Annotated in this window: 16 protein-coding genes and 1 pseudogene; 13 read left to right on the plus strand and 4 right to left on the minus strand. The window is 46.3% G+C overall.

What is annotated here, in order from left to right; genetic code table 11:
- Positions 1 to 356: 356 nt before the first annotated feature.
- The 8 genes from E8M12_RS08255 (at position 357) to E8M12_RS08290 (ending at position 9,661) form a co-directional block, all read left to right on the plus strand.
- The gene (locus E8M12_RS08255; protein ID WP_211245009.1) at positions 357 to 1,478 is read left to right on the plus strand and encodes an HpcH/HpaI aldolase/citrate lyase family protein; all 1,122 of its coding nucleotides are present in this window, start codon (positions 357 to 359) and stop codon (positions 1,476 to 1,478) included.
- Positions 1,478 to 3,151, plus strand: a complete 1,674-nt coding sequence (locus E8M12_RS08260) for an acetate--CoA ligase (RefSeq protein WP_136735657.1) — start codon at positions 1,478 to 1,480, stop codon at positions 3,149 to 3,151. The genes E8M12_RS08255 and E8M12_RS08260 overlap by 1 nt, the downstream gene beginning before the upstream one ends.
- A complete protein-coding gene (locus tag E8M12_RS08265; RefSeq protein ID WP_136735659.1) occupies positions 3,148 to 4,065 on the plus strand; it encodes an HpcH/HpaI aldolase/citrate lyase family protein in 918 nt (305 codons plus the stop codon). Before E8M12_RS08260 ends, E8M12_RS08265 begins: the two co-directional genes overlap by 4 nt.
- A gap of 59 nt (positions 4,066 to 4,124) precedes the next feature.
- A complete protein-coding gene (locus E8M12_RS08270) occupies positions 4,125 to 5,222 on the plus strand; it encodes a MaoC family dehydratase (protein ID WP_211245010.1) in 1,098 nt (365 codons plus the stop codon).
- A 156-nt stretch (positions 5,223 to 5,378) separates the two neighbouring features.
- The gene (locus E8M12_RS08275) at positions 5,379 to 6,836 is read left to right on the plus strand and encodes a sodium/proline symporter (protein ID WP_136735661.1); all 1,458 of its coding nucleotides are present in this window, start codon (positions 5,379 to 5,381) and stop codon (positions 6,834 to 6,836) included.
- Positions 6,837 to 6,958: 122 nt separating this feature from the next.
- Complete coding sequence (locus E8M12_RS08280; protein WP_136735663.1) at positions 6,959 to 7,891, plus strand: peptidylprolyl isomerase; 933 nt, start codon at positions 6,959 to 6,961, stop codon at positions 7,889 to 7,891.
- Positions 7,892 to 7,904: 13 nt separating this feature from the next.
- Entirely contained in the window at positions 7,905 to 8,267 is a 363-nt protein-coding gene (locus E8M12_RS08285) for a hypothetical protein (RefSeq protein ID WP_136735665.1), read from the plus strand.
- 464 nt (positions 8,268 to 8,731) lie between these two features.
- Positions 8,732 to 9,661 carry an MBL fold metallo-hydrolase gene (locus E8M12_RS08290; RefSeq protein WP_169303078.1) on the plus strand — a complete coding sequence of 310 codons (930 nt, stop codon included), beginning with the start codon at positions 8,732 to 8,734 and terminating at the stop codon, positions 9,659 to 9,661.
- Positions 9,662 to 9,665: 4 nt separating this feature from the next.
- On the opposite strand, the gene E8M12_RS16545 is transcribed toward E8M12_RS08290, so the two are convergent.
- Together E8M12_RS16545 and E8M12_RS16470 are read right to left on the minus strand one after the other, a co-directional pair.
- Positions 9,666 to 10,049 carry an amidohydrolase family protein gene (locus E8M12_RS16545; RefSeq protein WP_136735669.1) on the minus strand — a complete coding sequence of 128 codons (384 nt, stop codon included), beginning with the start codon at positions 10,047 to 10,049 and terminating at the stop codon, positions 9,666 to 9,668.
- Positions 10,046 to 11,362: pseudogene (locus E8M12_RS16470) on the minus strand (amidohydrolase). The gene E8M12_RS16545 and the pseudogene E8M12_RS16470 overlap by 4 nt, the downstream one beginning before the upstream one ends.
- Before the next feature lie 288 nt (positions 11,363 to 11,650).
- On the opposite strand from E8M12_RS16470, the gene E8M12_RS08310 reads away from it, so the two are divergent.
- Positions 11,651 to 12,118, plus strand: a complete 468-nt coding sequence (locus E8M12_RS08310; protein WP_136735675.1) for a DUF6174 domain-containing protein — start codon at positions 11,651 to 11,653, stop codon at positions 12,116 to 12,118.
- 26 nt (positions 12,119 to 12,144) lie between these two features.
- Here E8M12_RS08310 and E8M12_RS08315 read toward each other — a convergent pair whose 3' ends face one another.
- Positions 12,145 to 13,377, minus strand: coding sequence for a M14 family metallopeptidase (locus E8M12_RS08315; RefSeq protein ID WP_136735676.1), 1,233 nt, complete (start codon positions 13,375 to 13,377; stop codon positions 12,145 to 12,147).
- The gene (locus E8M12_RS08320; protein WP_136735678.1) at positions 13,364 to 14,185 is read right to left on the minus strand and encodes an SGNH/GDSL hydrolase family protein; all 822 of its coding nucleotides are present in this window, start codon (positions 14,183 to 14,185) and stop codon (positions 13,364 to 13,366) included. The genes E8M12_RS08315 and E8M12_RS08320 overlap by 14 nt, the downstream gene beginning before the upstream one ends.
- 184 nt (positions 14,186 to 14,369) lie before the next feature.
- Between E8M12_RS08320 and E8M12_RS08325 the strand changes: the two genes are divergently transcribed.
- The 4 genes from E8M12_RS08325 to E8M12_RS16475 all read left to right on the plus strand — a co-directional run bounded on the left by E8M12_RS08325 (position 14,370) and on the right by E8M12_RS16475 (position 18,173).
- Positions 14,370 to 15,761 (plus strand): lyase family protein, encoded by a 1,392-nt coding sequence (locus E8M12_RS08325; protein ID WP_136735679.1) that lies wholly within the window; start codon positions 14,370 to 14,372, stop codon positions 15,759 to 15,761.
- Positions 15,762 to 15,890: 129 nt separating this feature from the next.
- Positions 15,891 to 16,451: a sigma-70 family RNA polymerase sigma factor gene (locus E8M12_RS08330; protein ID WP_136735680.1), complete on the plus strand. Its 561-nt coding sequence runs from the start codon at positions 15,891 to 15,893 to the stop codon at positions 16,449 to 16,451.
- Positions 16,451 to 16,804 (plus strand): FecR/PupR family sigma factor regulator, encoded by a 354-nt coding sequence (locus tag E8M12_RS08335; protein ID WP_136735681.1) that lies wholly within the window; start codon positions 16,451 to 16,453, stop codon positions 16,802 to 16,804. Before E8M12_RS08330 ends, E8M12_RS08335 begins: the two co-directional genes overlap by 1 nt.
- Positions 16,805 to 16,919: 115 nt before the next feature.
- Positions 16,920 to 18,173, plus strand: a complete 1,254-nt coding sequence (locus tag E8M12_RS16475) for a TonB-dependent receptor plug domain-containing protein (protein ID WP_246034064.1) — start codon at positions 16,920 to 16,922, stop codon at positions 18,171 to 18,173.
- Positions 18,174 to 18,274 lie beyond the last annotated feature (101 nt).

Raw genomic sequence — 18,274 nt, forward strand, 5'->3', positions numbered from 1 at the left:
ATAAGACTGTGCGTTGTCACGGTTCGTCTGCTTTTTCAATCCGGACAAACTAGCAAATTTAAGAATAATTTAGGGCTAATTCATCATGTTATCAATACCACTAAAGCACTAGATACAGCCACTGCCTAAGGGTTTATAAACTAATTGTTTATTAAACTACCTTAGATTGTAGACATTTTTCAAACACTTTTTAAAACAAAAGTTTGAAATAAATACTCTAATGCTGTAAGTATAAATAAAAGTCGATGTGAAAACTTTCATGGTAATTACATCGGGTGAATGTCCATTCATGCACATGCTTAGTTTGGAACAATAACCAATCATTAAAATTATCGCCTGAAATGCCGGAGGGTACTTTGAATTATCATAATGAATTTTTAGATCAGGTTAATGAAGAAGATGTGCTGGGTGGATTCTGGCCCGGTATTCAACTGTACTATCCGCCGATCAAATACTCTCCAAAAGACGGTGAGTATGAAACCATGGAGCAGGCAACGGAAAGAATGCGTAAGCATGCGCACTTGTGCCAGGCACATACCCTGCTGTTCGACCTGGAAGACGGCTGTCGTCAAAAAGCGCTATCCAGGGAGCTGTTGATCAAAGAATTGCCGCAATTTCCGGAGCGAAACTTTCAGATTGCGGTAAGAATTAATCCGTTTCGTACTGAAGAGTATGAAAAAGACCTGCAAATGATCATGAAAGTCGCGAAGCACATTGATGTGATTGTGCTTGCGAAAGCAGGCGAATTATATGGCGCCGCTGAAATTCGTGATTTAAGTGCCTGGTTGGTTGGGGTGAACCCGGACATCGAAATCCAACCAATTATTGAGCATCCCAGGTCGCTAAAGATTGCGGCAGAATTAATGGCCTTTCCTGCGGTGAAGCATGTGGTATTTGGCATCCATGACTTTTCCAAAGCGATGGCCATTCACTTAACCCCGGAAGGCTGGATTGACGAGTTACTTACCTACCTGCGCACCTTGTTGCTGGAAGCCAGAATTGCCGGTAAAGGGGTGATTGGTGGGGTGGAAGTATTGATTAACGATACTCCCATGCCGGAAAAAAACATTGAGCCGGATGATGTGCGTCGCTGGCTGGATTTACACGGCGATCATGAATCGCATGTCGTTCATGGCCATGCATTAATTGAAGCGCAAATGGGGCTGACCGGTAAACAGTTAATTCACCCTTATCATATCCATTTATGTAAGGTCGCCTTCACCCCTTCGCCAAAGGAAATCAAACGTAATGTTGAGATTTTGCAGGCTGCCATCGCCGCTGATGCGCTGCTTGGTGGCGCGATTAAGTTCGAAGGTGAGATGCTTGACCCGCCGATGTTTGGTAAGGCGTTGCAAACGCTGTTACGTGCTTACGCGCTGAAATCTCTCGACGACAAGGACAAAAAGTTTGCCATGGAAGTATTAAAGAAACTTCCAATTACGGTAATTCGCGAAAACTGGCCATATGGACGTATCTGATGCTGAATTTTGAAAACTTACTAACCCAGGACGCCAATGGCTGGCATTGGCACCTACCCAATTATTTTAATATTGCTTACGGTTGTGTGCGCCAGCATGTTGAGAAGGGACAGGGCGATAAGCTGGCGATGATCGTCGAAGACCAGTTTCAGGGCACATCACAGCTGACATACCGGGATCTCGATCAGGCCAGCGGCCGCTTCAATTACTTATTGAAATCGCTCAATATCAGCGATGGCGAGCGAGTGTTAATTCGACTGCCTAATGCGACCAGTTATCCAATCAGTTTTTTTGGATGTCTGAAACATGGCGCTGTCGCCGTGCCAACGTCCACCTTATTATCAGCCCATGAAGTGGCCTACCTGGCAAAAGACTCTGGTGCCAAAGTATTAGTGACCGCTAAATCCATGTGGCCTGAATTAAGCGCTACGTTAGGTAAGCATGATAACCTGCAAACCGTATTGCTGGCTGGCCAGGGAAATGTTCCTGACACCAGCAATGATTCCGGAATCGAGGTGATCGACTTGGATCAGGCTCTTGCCCAGAGCCCGGTGGATGACAGCATCTTCGCATCACGTCCGGATGATCCGGCGTACCTGGTATACACCTCGGGTACCACAGGGTTTCCCAAAGGCGTTTTGCATGGCCATCGTTCTTTGATTGGTCGCATGCCTGCCAGTCGTTACTGGTTTAATTTCCAGTCTGGCGATCGGATACTTCATTCCGGTAAATTTAACTGGACCTATGTACTCGGTTCTGCGTTGATGGATCCGCTGTTTCACGGACACACGGTGATTGTGCATGAGGGCAAAAACGATGCCAATACCTGGCCGCAGTTGATTGCCAAGCACCAGTGTACGATTTTTATCGGCGTGCCGACCATCTATCGGCAGATTATTCAAAAAACCAATTTTAGCGCTGATGATGTACCAAGCCTCAGGCATTGTATGAGCGCCGGTGAGCACTTGAGTGATGAGATGCTGCTCGCCTGGCGTGAGCGGTTTGCGATGGACGTTTATGAGGCCATCGGCATGTCGGAATTTTCTTATTACATTTCCCAGCACACCGGGGCACCAATTCGCCCGGGTGCCGCAGGGTTTATTCAGCCGGGTCACCAGGTCATGCTTGTTGATGAAAATCTGCAGCCGGTTGCCTCGGGTCAGGAAGGCATGATTGCCATAAAGACCGACGATCCAGGCTTGTTTTTAGAATATTGGCAGCTTCCTGATGAAACCACTGAGAGTCGTCAGGCAGGCTATTTCCTGACCGGGGATTACGCCCGCCAGGATGAAGATGGCTACATCTGGTTTATTGGCCGCAAAGACGACATTATCAATACCTTTGGTTACCGGGTTTCTCCCCATGAAATCGAGCGGGTCATTAAGACTCACCCCCAGGTGGCTGACTGTGTCGCACTCGGCGATACCATTGGCAAAGATAAAACCATTGTCAGTGTCTGCGTGATCCCGGTTAATGAACAGGCTTTGGATGAGCAAGAATTGCTCGAGTTTGGTAATCAGCACCTGGCTCGATATAAAGCGCCGAAGCAGGTTCATCTATATCAGGATTTTCCTCGCACCAAAAATGGCAAAGTATTGCGCAAGCAACTACTGGCAGATTTAACCAACAAACGACAATCACTGACCGTGAGCCAAACGGAGGTACAAGCATGAACAGTAACCAGTTAAACGATTATCGTCCCCGTCGAAGTGCCCTGTATGTTCCCGGACATCAGCGTCGTTTTATTGAGAAATCCCGCAAACTGAACGCAGACTGCATCATATTTGACTTGCAGGAATCGGTGCCACCGGCGGGCAAGGCCGATGCCCGAAGTTTACTGACGAAAGAGCTAAGCAACAGTGATTTTGGCTACTCGGAACGAATCGTAAGGGTGAATAAACTCGACTCTCCCTGGGGCATGGATGATTTGCAGGCCATTGCCGGCCTGGATATAGATGCGGTGCTGTTTCCCAACATTGAATCGAAACATGAATTACAACGAGCCATTGATGCGCTTGATCAGGCTGGCGGTCGTGATAAAGCGGTAATGGCCAATATTGAATCGCCGATGGGAGTGTTGCGCGCAGAGGAAATTGCTGGTTGTAGCGAACGACTCACCACTATTGTTATGGGTACCAGTGATTTAGCCGATTCCCTGCGCGTTAACCTGACTCTCGATCGCCAGGGCCTACTGACCTATTTATCCATGTGTCTGCTGGCAGCCCGCGCCCATCACAAAAGCATTATCGATGGACCACATTTTAATTTAAAAGATGTGGTGGCCTGCGAATACAGTTGTCGCCAGGCTCGAGATTTAGGCTTTGACGGCAAAGCGGTAATACACCCTGTGCAGCTGACTTATACCAATGATGCAATGACACCAAAACAGGAAGATGTAGCCAAAGCGAAAGCCATCATTACGGCGATTGAGCATGCAAAAACTCAGGGACAATCGGTTGCGGTGATTGATGACCGTTTAATCGAGCCTTGTCTGGAACATTGGGCTAATCGGGTTCTCTGCCTGTGTGACATGGTGAATAAAATCGGTCAGAGTGAGTTACTCGGCCCGGTGTCTCGCGCCAGATAAATCATAAAAAATACATCCATAAGGTTGAACCTTAATCGCCAGAAAAGCGGAGAATGACGATGTTGCCAGAGACAAATATGAGCCCCCAGGACAATTATTTAGCGACCCCGAGTGGCCTGTTTTTTGAAGATTTTACATTGGATCAGGAGTTGGTTCATGGCGTGCCGCGAACCATAACCGAAGGCGATAGTAGTCTCTATGTCGCCCTGACCGGATCCCGGTTTGCCCTAAATTGCGCTGAAACCGTTGCCCGGGCGGCGGGTTTTTATCGCACACCCGTCGATAACCTGCTGGTGTTCCATATTGCCTTTGGCAAAACGGTCAATGATATTTCGTTAAATGCGGTAGCCAACCTGGGTTACGCCGAAGTGTTATTTAAGACCCCGGTTTTTGCCGGAGATACGTTGGAAGTGACAAGTAAGGTTATTGGCCTGAAGGAAAATTCTGATGGAAAAACCGGGATTGTATATGTGCACTCAGTTGCAACCAATCAGTATCATCAGAAAGTGTTGTGTTTTAAACGGTGGGTGATGGTCCATAAGAAACAGGGCGAAGTACATTTGGATACGCCGATCATCCCGAAAATGCAGGCGGTGATCGACAATGATGAACAATTGGTTCCGAAAAACCTGGATTTAAAGCTGTGGAAAGAGCATTACAGCGATCACCAGATTAAAGCTGACGATTTAAATCCCGGTGACATCTTATTTCACCGGGATGGTATCACCTTAAACGACAGTGATCATTCAATGGCTACCCGCCTCTATCAAAACAATGCCCGGGTACATTTTGACCAGCACCTGATGGACAATACGGCGGCAGGAAAACGCCTGGTTTACGGTGGCCATATTATTTCCCTGTGTCGGGCGCTTTCCTATAACGGACTGGGTAATGGCCTGTGGCTCGGAGCTATCCATGGTGGTACACACGCGAATCCCAGCTATGCGGGTGATACCATATATTGTCAGTCGAAAATCCTCGACGTAAAACAATTTAATCGTCGTGATGATATCGCCCTGGTTCGTATTCAGAGTCTTGGCATCAAAAATAGTATGCCAGATGAGCTACCGTATCTGATGCGCGAAGAAAATGGTCGTAAACGTTACCATGACAATCTGGTTTTGGATTTGGATTACAGTGTATTGATGCGCCGTTAATTTATTATATGATTTGCTATGCCTCGGGCCTGTATGTTTCGCCAGGCCTTTTTTGTTCTTTAGGTATTTTCCACTTTACTCCCTCCCATCGCTCGATTTTGACTCGAATTTCCATCTTAATATATGATGGTTAAAAAATAACAATATTGCCTGGCCATGGATTATTCAACCACCGTACTCGTCACCCTGATTGCATACAAACTTGTGCTGATAGCCATTGGTTTCTGGAGCCAGAAACGCACGAAAAGCAGCGAAGACTATTTTATCGGTGGCAGGCGTTTGGGACCCTGGGTTGCGGCGGTAAGCTCTGCTGCGAGTGCATCTTCCGCCTGGACGTTACTGGGGATGAGTGGCGCCGCCTATACTATGGGAGTCAGTGCCATTTGGATTGTGCCGGCGGTGGTGCTTGGCTATTGTTTTAACTGGATTTGGATAGCACCGCGATTACAGCAACTTGCGGATCAGCAACAGGCAATCACCCTCTCTCAATTACTAGCGAATCAGACCGGTCAGTGGCGCAAACCCATTTTGTACCTGTCGAGTTTCTGTATCGTATTTTCATTTACCTTTTATATTGCCGCTCAGTTCCAGGCTGCCGGAAATACCTTTGCCAGTACCTTCGATGTATCCATGCAGTGGAGCATTATTACTGGTGCTTTGATTATCCTGATATATACCTTGCTCGGCGGTTTTTGGGCGGTCAGTATTACTGACACCTTGCAGGGGTTGTTAATGGCGGTTGCAGCGGTCGTGCTGCCAGTTGCAGGCTTGCTTACCTTAGGCGGGCCGATGGAATTATGGCAGCAGATGCATTCGACCTTTTCTCTCGAACAAATGAGTATTACCGGGCCACATCAGGGGCTGGTGGGGCTGGCGTTTGTCATCGGTTTGCTGGGCATTGGTTTGGGTAATCCTGGCCAACCGCACGTTGTTAATCGGATGATGGCCCTGCGAGATAGCCGTTCAGTTCATCAGGCAAAAGTCATTGCCATTGGTTGGTCGATGATTGTGATCAGCGGTATGCTGATATTAGGGTGGTGTGCCAAGGTTATTATTGCACCGGTAAGTGATGGCGAGCAGGCGTTACTGAACTTCACTAACCATTTATTTCCTGCCGTGGTAGCAGGCATTATGATCGCCGCAATTTTGTCGGCTATCATGTCGACCGCGGACAGCCAATTGCTGGTCAGTGCCGCCGCGATTTCTTATGATGTCAGGGTGCAGGATGAACAGTTAGCAACTCAGCATTCTTTATTGATTTCGCGCCTCACCGTTGTGGTGATGTGTATGATCTCCGTCGCGATTGCCTTGTTTGCACCGAAAGATATATTTTCCCGGGTGTTATTTGCCTGGAACGCATTAGGGGCCGCGTTCGGACCATTGCTTATTGTGCGCCTGCTTGGGCATCCCGTTTCTGGCCGAGCCAGCTTTGCGGCAATGTTTTGTGGTTTTTTTGGTGCCGTCATTTTAAGTATGTTTGAATCTCCCCCTGGTGATTACCTGGAGCGAATAATTCCTTTTGGCTTAGCACTTTATATCGCCTACCTTGGGCGAGTGAAAGAGCCTGCATTATCCGCAGCAATCGACAAACCTGGTTCAATGCACAATTCTTGATGAATTTTGCGTCGATATGAATTAACCTTGCGGTCCTAATAAGAACTTCGTAGTCACTTTCCCAGGCGTTAAGATCTCCTGAGGTAATTGACTGAGAAACAATCCATATTTGGGATACGCTAATGAAATTTTCAAAAACAAAATTATTGCGCCGCAGCCTGGCGCTCACTGCAGCAGCCTTAATCACTAGCGCACAAGCTACGGTGGTGCACTTTAAAACCAATATGGGCGATTTTGATGTAAACCTGTTTGATTCGTCAACGCCGGAAACCGTCGCCAACTTTTTAGAGTACGTCGAAGCTGAAAGTTATAAAAACTCGTTAATTCATCGCTCTGTTTCAGACTTTGTGGTCCAGGGTGGTGGATTTCATTACTTTGCTGCCGACAATACTGTAGATGCCGTTCCTGTGTTTGACCCGGTTATCAACGAGCCAGTCTTTTCCAATGTCCGCGGTACCATTGCCATGGCGAAACTGGGCGGTGACCCGGACAGTGCCACCAGCCAGTGGTTTTTCAATGTCGTAGACAATAGTGCCAACCTGGATCTGCAAAACGGTGGTTTTACCGTGTTCGGTGTAGTAATGGGCAATGGCATGGAAATCGTTGATGCCATCAACGGCTTAACGCTATACAACCTGGGTGAAGGTTTTACGAGTACACCGTTAATCAGCCTACCAGCAGAAGGTGACAACATTACTGATGAGCACCTGGTAATGATTGAATCAATAACGGTGACCGACAACAATGTCGATACCAATCTTGAGTTGTTGCCACCAGTGACTATTGACGGCGACCATGATGGTTACCCGAATGACGACGATGCATTCCCGGAAGATAGCAGCGAATGGCTGGATACGGATGGTGATGGCATTGGTAATAACGCTGATAGCGATGATGATAATGATGGTGTTGCCGACGTAGATGATGCCTATCCATTGGATCCTAGTAAGTCTGAGCGAGAGACTAATGACTCTTCCGGTGGAGGTAGTTTATCGTTGTGGGCGCTGTTGGGACTTGGTTTAATCGCCAGACTGCGCACCAAGGCGAATAAGTAATTTTTGCCGATTAATGTTTAAAGCCCGATATTATTTAATTAAAGCGCCGGTTCGCACGGTTCAGATCAAACGTAAACGCAGCAGTGTCAGATTAAAAAGACAGATGCTGCTGCTGAAAACGGCGCTAAGTCAGGAAAAGGCCGAGACCCGGGAAATGCTGATTATTTATCGGCAATATACCAAGGGGCAGGCATCACGTGAACAACTGACAAAGGCCAATGAGCAATTTTTGGATGTGCTCAAAGGCATCGGGCTTGGTGTTTTTGCCGTCTTACCATTCGCACCGATCACCATCCCTGTGGTGATCAAGGTAGGGCAATGGGTAGGTGTTGATATCCTGCCCAGTTCATTTTCCGACTCTAAATCGCAACGATAACACATCAAAAAATCAAGGGGTCAGAGTTGTTGATTTTCAAGAACTCTGACCCCTTGATTTTTTACTTACTCATAGGCAAACACATCGGAGAAGGTAAAAGCTACTTCCAGCGAGTGTAAGTACTTACCTTTTTCTTGGTTGATACAACCGTCTGGCGAGAAACGTTTACGGCATCAGCGAGAGCCTGCTAGGTCATTTCTTTGTTTTCAAAGCCCTAATCCCCTAATTTAAATATTGATGCTATGTTAAGCCTTGTTACCATCCTTTAGCTCAGTGCAAGGCGCATATGATCCATTAGTGTCATTGGCTGGTATGTCAAAACATAATAATCAATTAACGGAACCCTGCTAATGGTACACACTTGTGTAGAGAAAACCTCATCTTGCATTGGTACAATCTGGCTTGTGCTGATTACGGTAGTAATTATGCTCTCAGGGTGTAAAGTCACAGATGACGAAGCTCAGATGTTTGAAAATAATCATGTCGAGCACATGGACAAGAATTTTTTTGAATTTTTAAAAATGCGGCTATTTGGTGACGAAGAGTGGGCAGATCCCGCCAATCAGGCACACCTGGTGCCCACCACAAGCATCAATCAGTCCATGCTTGATAATCCTGGACAAGCTTTACAGGTATCCTGGTTGGGTCATTCAACATTTTTAATCCAATATCAGGGGCTTAATATACTGACCGATCCGGTCTTTTCCGAACGGGCGTCACCGGTTCCGTTTGCGGGCCCGATGCGATATACGCCGGTAGCGATGAATATTGACTCATTGCCTGCCATAGATTACGTCATTATTTCCCATAATCATTACGATCACTTAGACACGGAGAGCATAAAAGTCTTGAATAAGGGCGCCAGATTTATGGTTCCTGAGGCTATGGGGGACTATTTTCAGGACTTGGGCGTAGACGAAAATAATATATATGAACTTGCCTGGTGGCAGCATGAAAAATTTGACGGTATCGGGATCACCGCAACGCCAAGTCAGCATTGGTCGGCACGCAGCTTATTTGACCGAAATAATACACACTGGGCCAGTTGGGCTCTGGAATTTGACGATAAAAAAATCTGGTTTGCGGGGGATACGGGTTATAACCGATTCGATTTCACAACCATTGGTGAGAAGTTTAACGGTTTTGACCTGGCGTTGATTCCTATTGGTGCTTATGCACCTCGTTCGTTTATGAAGCTATATCACGTCAATGTTGACGAGGCGATTCAAATCCATCGTGATATTAACGCCAGCCTCTCCGTGGGCATGCACTGGGGCACGTTCCCATTAACCGCGGAACCGGTAATGGAACCGAAACAGTGGCTGGAGCGAAAACAGGCCGAATTAACCCGCCCGTTCATTACCATGGCTATCGGAGCGACGTTAATTTTGTGAGCCGTTAACGTTTGAACACCGTTTCTCCTTCTTTTATGGTCTCCATCACCTGAATGTCTTTGATTGTCATTGGCTCGACTTTAAGCGGATTTTTATCGAGGATCACCAAATCCGCCAGCTTGCCGGGTTTGAGACTGCCTTTTTGGTTTTCTTCAAAATGTTGCCATGCGGCCCAGATTGTAATCGTTTTTAATGCTTCATAGGGACTTAGTCGTTCCGATTCGCCCATAATAGTGCCATTACGACTAACCCGGTTGATGGTCGTCCACAGGATCATCATTAAATTTGGCAGGGCAACCGGGGCGTCGGTGTGACTGGTGACATGGATGCCCATGTCTAACGCCGATTTAATCGGACTGATTTGTTGTGCTGATTCCGCCCCTATTATTTTTTATACCAGTCGCCCCAGTAAAATGTGTGCATCGGAAAAAACGAGCCGGCAATATCGTATTTTTTCATTTGCGAGAGCTGATCCATACGCACCAGTTGCCCATGAACTAAGGTTGTGCGCCTGTCTTCATTGCCGTATTTCGCACTGGCTTTGGCCACCGCTGAAATCAATTGGTCTGCAGCGGCATCGCCGTTAGTGTGACTGAGTAATTGCCAGTTATTAGCGAACGCCATGTTGACAATGTTCTCCACATCTTTGTCGTTGGGAATTGCTGGATAGCCTTTATAACCCTACTCCTGACCATCGGGAGGTAGCAAGTACTCTTTAGTTCGCCACGCAGTTCTACCCTGTGGGGAGCCGTCCAAAGTTAATTTCAAGCCAGCAATTCGATAGCCATTTTTATAATCCCGTCCAAACCATTTGCTATTCATATACTGCGGCATCGAATAATCAACATAGCTATTGACATCGATATAAAATTTACCGGCTTCGGCAAAGGCCGCTAACTGTTCATGGTTGCCCATCGCCCGACCTTCCTGAGCAGTTGTGTAACCATAACTGACCGCCGTTTTTTGCGCTTGCTCGATATAGTAGTTGGCAATTTCAGGGGTTGCTGGGCTTATCATTTTTATCATTGCAGGGATTGCAGCCAACTCTTCTAGTACACCGTTTGGGGTTTTATCATCCTGCTCTCGCCTAATCACTCCTCCGCTTGGGTTTTCAGAGTTGGCATCAATGCCAAGCATTGCCAACCCTTTGCTATTTACAACACTGAAATGCCCGGATATATGAACCACCATGATTGGTATGTTTTCAGATACCTGATCAAGATCATGTCGGGTCGGAAATCGATTTTCCTTTAAAACCGCATCATCGAATCCCATTCCAACTATCCAGCCTTGAGTTTTATCGGTACCATTTTCCTGATACCAGCTTTTTAGCGTTTTCAGCATTGTTGGAATGTCATTCACCTCACCATCCGGGCTTGCCAGCAGGTTGGCGGTAACTGCTTGAGCCCCGAACCCGAAGAAATGGCTGTGCCCGTCGATGAATCCCGGTACCAGAGTCATTCCCTGTAAATCTATTAAGGTCACTGAATTATCGCTCAGCTTCTCTGCATCTTTTCGGTTACCGGTGAATATAATTTTACCCCGGTCTACTAACAGGGATTCAACATACTGTGGCGAGTCTCCTTCCATTGTCAGGATGTCCCCACCGTAATACAAAGTGGCGGTTAATGCCTGGAAGTGCGCCAGTGCCAGCGCAACGGAACAGAAGAGAGAAAAAGGCTTTAAGGTGGTTCGGAACATACTAGTCCTCCGAGTTTAAAACGGTTTTCTGGAGTAGAGCCGATCGCTTTACTATAGCTAATCCAGTAAATATAGATGCTGGTATCTCATGAAAATTTACGAACAAAATCGAGATTTCTATTTAACTGGCTGAAAATGTTGATATATTGGTTTCGGGGTGAATAAAGTGAGGCATCTGATGTGTATCGCAAAACCTCATCGTTATTTAACATGGTTGCTGTAAGGTCAATACGCATTTTCAATTATATTCGGCCGTGAGACACTAATAGCCCAAAGTAGGGATGCTTAATGAATCGATTATTACTGTTAACACTGACACTATTATTAACCGCTTGTGGCTCAGATGATGAACCAGAGCAACAGAGCCTTAGTGAATTAGTTACCGAGAATCAGCAGCTTTGGGTGGCCCAGGGGTTGATGGATTATCAGTATTCTGTACAAATTGCATTACCGGATTGCGAGACGGCAGATGAGTTGCCGCCTGTCGATATCGTTGTTGAAGATAACCAGGTGGTTGGGGTCTACATCCAGGGCAGTGGCGAACCGTTGGAGCTTGAAGAGTCACCCACCATCGATGATCTATTCTACTTTATGCTGGCGATACTAATTGAACAACCGCTGCAATTCAGTGCCACCGCAGAAGATGATAATCTACCTGTTTTTGATGCCAACCTTGGCTATCCGGTCAGCTTTTTTATCGATTATTCCGCGGCAAGCTGTGATGCTTATCAGTACCAGATTCTTAGCTTTAATTAATAGCCAATGCAAATGCTTCGTTCTCATTACTGAGTCCTAAGCTCCAGCAACTGCTGCATATACGTCCTGGCGATTACCCGGCCTAAACTTTCTGCCTCAGACTGATTGTTTACGTCATCAAGTTCAACTGTGATCGCCGGAATATCATAACGTTCATAAAAGTAGCGTTTGGCAGTATTTAATTTGGGGTTGTGAGAGCCTTTGCGAGCCATGGTAATGTCTTGGTTTTGCTCTCGGAGTTCCTGATTGATGGCCTGATGCCAGTTATTAGCAAATTGCGGAAAACGGCTTTGTCCGTCTTTCTGGGTATACAGGATATTTTTCTTAGTTGAGTGAAAATCCAGCATCGACATCAGGGGGTTTTCACCAAGGAATTTCTCGATCGCGGCATTGGCGTGTTGGATTTCTGGCTCGTTAAATGCTCCCCAGTCGCGATTCAAATCGGTGAAATTGTTATTCAGGCGCCAATATCCCTGAGCTACACCATCAGGATTTAAGTTAGGCAAAATTAACAGGTTGAAGTGTTCCCGGAAATCTTGCGCTAAAGCATCGTTCGCCATTAGTGTTTCCACAAATGTAAATAACGCCATGGCACCGGTTACCTCTGGCGGATGCTGGCGGCCGAGAATCACAATGTTGGCTTTCGAGTCGTCCACCGACGTCTGCAATGCCAGTAGTGCTCTGCCGCCGTCGGATTGCCCAAACTGACTTGCGCTCAAATCAGAAAGAGCGCTGATTTTATTGACCCATTGCTGATAATGTTGGTTATCGACAATCGGTTGTGCGGCGATATAAAAATCTCCTTGCTCCGCTAAATTCAGGGTTAAGGTCTTTTGCTCATCATTAGCGATGACTTGCTCCCTGGATAAGGACTGCCATGAGTGCTTGTCGCGGCTGAATTTAGGCCAGTATCGATACCAATAACCGGAAAAGTGTAGTTGTACGTTAATGTTTTCGGCATCGGGATTGGCGACCTTAAAGGCATACCAGGGACTTGGATTGATCGGTGTTGCTTCCGGAACAATGTTCAGATAAAAGTTGCCTTTAGCATCGACCCGACATTCACCAAATTGTCCACTTTCAAAGTCTTGTTCAATAACAATATTGCCGTGCTCACACGGTTCGCTAGGCACGAGAGTCGGAGCTTGAGTGCTATCATTGCTTGATTTTTGGTACTGGCAACCAGCAGTAATAACCAATGCGCAGCCTAAAACAACGACGCTGGCACATTTAAATATGGACCGTTTATTCAGGCTCATTTTCGCTCCCTGTTTTACCGACCTGGCGATAACTTTCGACTGTACTCCAGGCAATGTTTTGTAATTTAGTTATATGTTCTGTAGATAATCCAGGGTTGTAGTCGAGTCCCTGTGGCGAGGTTTGCTGCAATAGACTGTAAAATACGCAGGCGGCCAGGTAAGTGCCCGCCATGCTGGGATGTTTCAGGTTGTTGGAAAAAATCGCCTGGCCATCATCAAAGCCGACTATGTCAGCGGTAAATAGTGAAATATCGGGATAATGTCTGGCGGTTTTTGCAAACGCCAGGCCAACCGGTGCTATTCGCAATAAATGTTGTTTAGCGACGCGCTCATAACCGGCAATAATCGCATTTAGCATTTCTGGCTTGTTACCATAAGCCCAGGTCATAAATAAAACGGGTTCTGCGCCGATACCGCGAATCTCGGGGAGCAGACGAGTAATTGCGGGTAACAGGAATTGTTGGTAGTTAGACCCGATAGCTCCAGTGGAATGCTCTTGCAATACGACAATGTCCCAGGCCTTGCCATTTTCTCGATTTATCAGGGCTTTTATTCCGGCGCTGTGCTCTGAAAGTCGACCACCTGAGAGGGTGAGCAACCGGCTTCGATGCACACCTGGTCGCCAGTTCCCTGATGCTTTAAGTAAGTTGAGATAATGACGGTGAACGCCATTATTGAAATAACTAAAGCTGTTACCGACGAAAAGTACAGTGTCGGGAGAGTTTTTCTCGTAGCTAGCTTCGGAATAAGCATAAAGTCCTGTCGAGAAAAGCGATGCCAGTAGCAGAATCAATAGATTAGGTTTCATGGAAATTTATGATGATGAATGTTGTGTCACCTTATCAGCATTTTTATCGCTTTGAAAAGTAGGGGATTTGATTCCCACAAACGACTATGTATAAGTTTAGATTTCAGATACGAATAATTTCCCCTAATTTTTATCGCTTCAAACTAGGATACAAGGGTTTCAGCACCAAAACGGATCAAGGCTAATGAAAGTTAACTATTTCTTTTTTATCGCAACGATTTTCTGTACGACTCAGGTTGTGGCTAAAGACGTCGAGGCGATTTTTTCTGAGCGAAATCGTACCCAGCAAGTGTTGGATATTGAAGCTGCGTTGGCTAGAGCGCAGGGAGAATTAGGGATTATTCCAGTATGGGCTGCGGATGAAATCAGCGCTAAAGCCCGAAGTGAAAATGTGCCTGCGGATGAATACCAAAACGAGTATGAGAAGGTTCGTCATCGCATGGTTGCATTGTTAAATGTGTGGCAGCGATCACTCGATAATGGTGCCGAACAATATATGCATTATGGAGCGACCACGGTTGATATCTACGACACCTTATTGGTACTGCAGCTTAAATCGGCGACGGATGCTCTGCTTGAATTGATGCGAGAAAATGAGTTGCTGATGATTGATCTTGCCAAAGAGCACGCCGATACCTTAATGATTGGCCGTACTCTGGGGCAACACGCATTACCGATTACCTTTGGTAAAAAAGTCAGCACCTGGTTAGGCGAAAACCGCCGTAATATAGAGCGGCTGCAACAAGTAAGGGGATCGCTACAGCAGTCAGCGATATTGAAAGGAGCGGTTGGCAGTTATCTGGGGCTTGGCAGTGAAGGAATGGCTCTGGAGAACGCATTCAGCATGGAATTGGGGTTGTCTGATAATCCTTACGTTAGTGACTGGCACCCAAGTCGCGATGTATTCGCTCATTACGCGTATGTTGTGGCAATGATTAGTCGTTCCTATGGGCGAATCGGCCAGGAGATATTTCTGCTGCAATCGACGGATATTGGCGAGATTGAGGAAGTTCGTCGAAAAACTGCTGTTGGCAGCAGTACGATGCCGCACAAAAAGAATCCCAGCAAATCCGAAGCATTGATCCACTACTCCCGGACCATTCCACGCCTTGCCGAGGTGATAGGCGATGATATGGTGAATTTCTATGAACGAGACAACACCTCACGCCCGAATCGCGTCATTGAGGAAATCAGTATCGACACCGCGAACATGCTAATTACCGCCAGGGCGTTATTGAAGAATTTGCAAGTCAATGCCGACATGATGAAAGCCAATGTGATGAAAACGAATGGGCTGGTGATGTCGCAGCGCCTGGTTTTTACCCTGGCACCGCACATGGGGAAAACCAGTGCCAACGACCTCATTCACCAGCTGGCTGTGCAATCGATAGAACAACAGGTTAACCTTGAAAACCTTGTGCTGGCAAATGATGATATTATGTCGCTGCTAACCGCAGAGCAAATCCGTCAGGTATTTACCCCGGAAAGCTACACCGGATTAGCGAAACAGCAAACGATGGCGGTGATTGATTATTGTCTTCAGCAGCGCGTGAATGACGCAAAATTTGTCGATTAAACAAACGTTATACATTGCCTGTAAAATTGCATATATTGGTATGGGGCAGCTCAGAGTCACCAGCTAATATCATGATTTTATGTGATAAAATAATTCAGATTTAAAAATAACAATAAGCTTCAGATCGCGATGAATAACAATAATCAGTGGTTTTTGGAATTCTCAAAACAAACGAAAATCAAATTAACGGCTTCTTTGTCAAAGCTGGTCAGCCTTGATGAGGTGGATGATATCGTTCAGGAAGCGTATCTTAAGTTATTTGAAATCAGCCAACAAAAAAACATCGAAAACCCCCAGGCCTTATTGTTTCGTATTGCCCGTAATATCACTATCAGTCGTTTGCGGCATGAAAATGTCGTACGTGCTTCTGTTCGTAGTGTCTATGACATTGATCAGGATCGACTTAATCAACTTAGTAATGAGGAAAAAATCCGTCAGGAAGACGAACGACGCTTGCTGGACGAGGCCATCGCAAACCTTCCTAATGCCTGTCGCCAGGTATTTTTACTAAGAAAAGTACAGCAGAAATCTCATAAAGAAATCGCTACCCTGTTAAATGTCTCCACAAAAACCGTAGAAAATCATATCACTAAAGCTATGAAACTATGTCGAGAATATGTGATGCGTGACATTAAAATGCGGGCAACAAAAATGGCTAACTCCAGGCAAGATACAGATAAGGTTGCCTAATGTCCCTTGAAGAATGGTTGGCCATTGGCGTGCCCGACGAGGTAGCCGACGAAGCGATGCAGTGGATAGCAAAACTTGATAGTGAAGGCTTCGACCTCGAGCAGCAAGAAGCATTTCAAGCCTGGCTAAGTGCGGACGCCACTCATTTGTGGGCCTTTGAAGAGTTATCAGAATTCTGGGCCAAAACCAGTTTTCTGGAGGCTGGGTCGCACAACGAATTACAAACCTTTCCTGCAAATCAAAGTACGGATGATACCGTCGCAGAGTTTGAATCTGTGCGCTACAGCAAAGTTGCCAGTGCCGCCCTATGGTTGGTATTCCTGGGTTTTGTTTTCGCAATGTTAAATTCTTGAAAATTATTTGAGTCGGCAGTAGGGGGTTTTTCTTACCCAGGCGTCTATATAAGGTTACTGACAATAAAAATAACTAACCAAGCATAATAAAACCTATAAAAATCAGGGGAATGCGATGAAATCCACTACTAAGACGGTGTTTAACCGATCCTTACTTAATCAATCTGTGCGTAATGCGCTGTATTTCAGCGGCTTAGTGTTGGCGATGCCAGCATTGGCACAGGATGCACAAACTACAGAAAAAACCGAAGAAGTCGAAACCATTACCGTGGTTGGTTCGCAAATCCGCGGTGGCGCGATAAGCGAAGCACTGGCGGTATCCGTGGTCAATGCTGAAGACATAGAAACCATGGGGGTTGATTCCGGTGATGAACTGATGAGCCTGATCCCGGAAAATGGACAGAACTTTTTTAATGAAGCGGAAAATATCTCCGGTGGCGTCAATGCTGCTCGTGGTGATGTTGGCGCCTTTAACCTGCGCAACCTGGGGACCGGCAATACCCTGGTATTGTTAAATGGTCGCCGCCTGGTTAACTCGGCAACGTTTCAGACCGAGGAAGTCGGTGGTAGTTTTGTACCGGTCAATTCCGTTAACTCTAACACCATACCGGTAGTCGGTCTGCAGCGGGTGGAAGTTCTGCGTGATGGTGCCTCGGCAATCTATGGTGCGGACGCGGTTGCTGGTGTTGTTAACCATGTGCTGAAAAGTAATTACGAAGGCTTTACCTTCCGCGGTAAATTATCCGAATACGATAATTTTTCCCGAGGCAGCCGTTCATTTTCCATCGAAGCCGGTAAAGATTTTAACGATGGCGCCACCAATGTCAGTGTCTTCTATAGTTTTTACGATCGCGATCGGGTAAGTTCACTGGATGATGAACGCTGGGCCAGTTCCGATTTTCGCGATCGATTACCGGAAGATTCACCCTGGGCGGGCAGCACCGATTTTCGTAATGATACCGCCAACTCGTTATACGGGAAGTTTGATATCGTACCCGGTAATGAGGGGGATCTGGATAATAATGGCTTAGTCGATTCGGGTGGTGAATTTCATGTCTACCCAATTTCCGACCCGGCCTGTGCTGATGGTTATCAACTAAGCGCTTATACATGTGGTATCTCTGATGATGATGCCGGCTTTTATCGTCTTGATTACAATGCGGTAGGCCGTGACATTCGCTCGGATTTGCAACGTAACAATGTCTTTGTTTTTGTAAACCATGAATTTGATAATGACATGGAGTCGTTCTCTGAGCTGTCGTTTTATAAGTCACAAACTAATATGGTACGCCACGCTTCGGCATCCTTTTCCACCTCTGAGCTAGTCGTATCAGCCAATAACTATTACAACCCATTTGGGGGGCTATAGGATCGCCAAATCGTCTGGATGAGTCGATTACTGGTACGTTCCCGGATGAAGGCTTTGATATCGTCCTTGATAATTATCGGTTTGCTGAGTTTCCACGTATC

This window comes from Thalassotalea mangrovi (genome assembly GCF_005116735.1).
GTDB classification, from domain to species: Bacteria; Pseudomonadota; Gammaproteobacteria; order Enterobacterales; family Alteromonadaceae; genus Thalassotalea_A; species Thalassotalea_A mangrovi.

Bases quoted from the DNA above. Each gene is read 5' to 3' on its own strand.
- E8M12_RS08260 (WP_136735657.1), top strand. From the start codon at position 1,478: ATGCTGAATTTTGAAAACTTACTAACCCAGGACGCCAATGGCTGGCAT.
- E8M12_RS08310 (WP_136735675.1), top strand. From the start codon at position 11,651: ATGAATCGATTATTACTGTTAACACTGACACTATTATTAACCGCTTGT.
- E8M12_RS08330 (WP_136735680.1), top strand. From the start codon at position 15,891: ATGAATAACAATAATCAGTGGTTTTTGGAATTCTCAAAACAAACGAAA.
- E8M12_RS08335 (WP_136735681.1), top strand. From the start codon at position 16,451: ATGTCCCTTGAAGAATGGTTGGCCATTGGCGTGCCCGACGAGGTAGCC.
- E8M12_RS08275 (WP_136735661.1), top strand. From the start codon at position 5,379: ATGGATTATTCAACCACCGTACTCGTCACCCTGATTGCATACAAACTT.
- E8M12_RS08315 (WP_136735676.1), bottom strand. From the start codon at position 13,377: ATGAGCCTGAATAAACGGTCCATATTTAAATGTGCCAGCGTCGTTGTT.
- E8M12_RS08280 (WP_136735663.1), top strand. From the start codon at position 6,959: ATGAAATTTTCAAAAACAAAATTATTGCGCCGCAGCCTGGCGCTCACT.
- E8M12_RS08265 (WP_136735659.1), top strand. From the start codon at position 3,148: ATGAACAGTAACCAGTTAAACGATTATCGTCCCCGTCGAAGTGCCCTG.
- E8M12_RS08320 (WP_136735678.1), bottom strand. From the start codon at position 14,185: ATGAAACCTAATCTATTGATTCTGCTACTGGCATCGCTTTTCTCGACA.
- E8M12_RS08285 (WP_136735665.1), top strand. From the start codon at position 7,905: ATGTTTAAAGCCCGATATTATTTAATTAAAGCGCCGGTTCGCACGGTT.
- E8M12_RS08270 (WP_211245010.1), top strand. From the start codon at position 4,125: ATGTTGCCAGAGACAAATATGAGCCCCCAGGACAATTATTTAGCGACC.
- E8M12_RS08290 (WP_169303078.1), top strand. From the start codon at position 8,732: ATGTTTGAAAATAATCATGTCGAGCACATGGACAAGAATTTTTTTGAA.
- E8M12_RS16475 (WP_246034064.1), top strand. From the start codon at position 16,920: ATGAAATCCACTACTAAGACGGTGTTTAACCGATCCTTACTTAATCAA.
- E8M12_RS08325 (WP_136735679.1), top strand. From the start codon at position 14,370: ATGAAAGTTAACTATTTCTTTTTTATCGCAACGATTTTCTGTACGACT.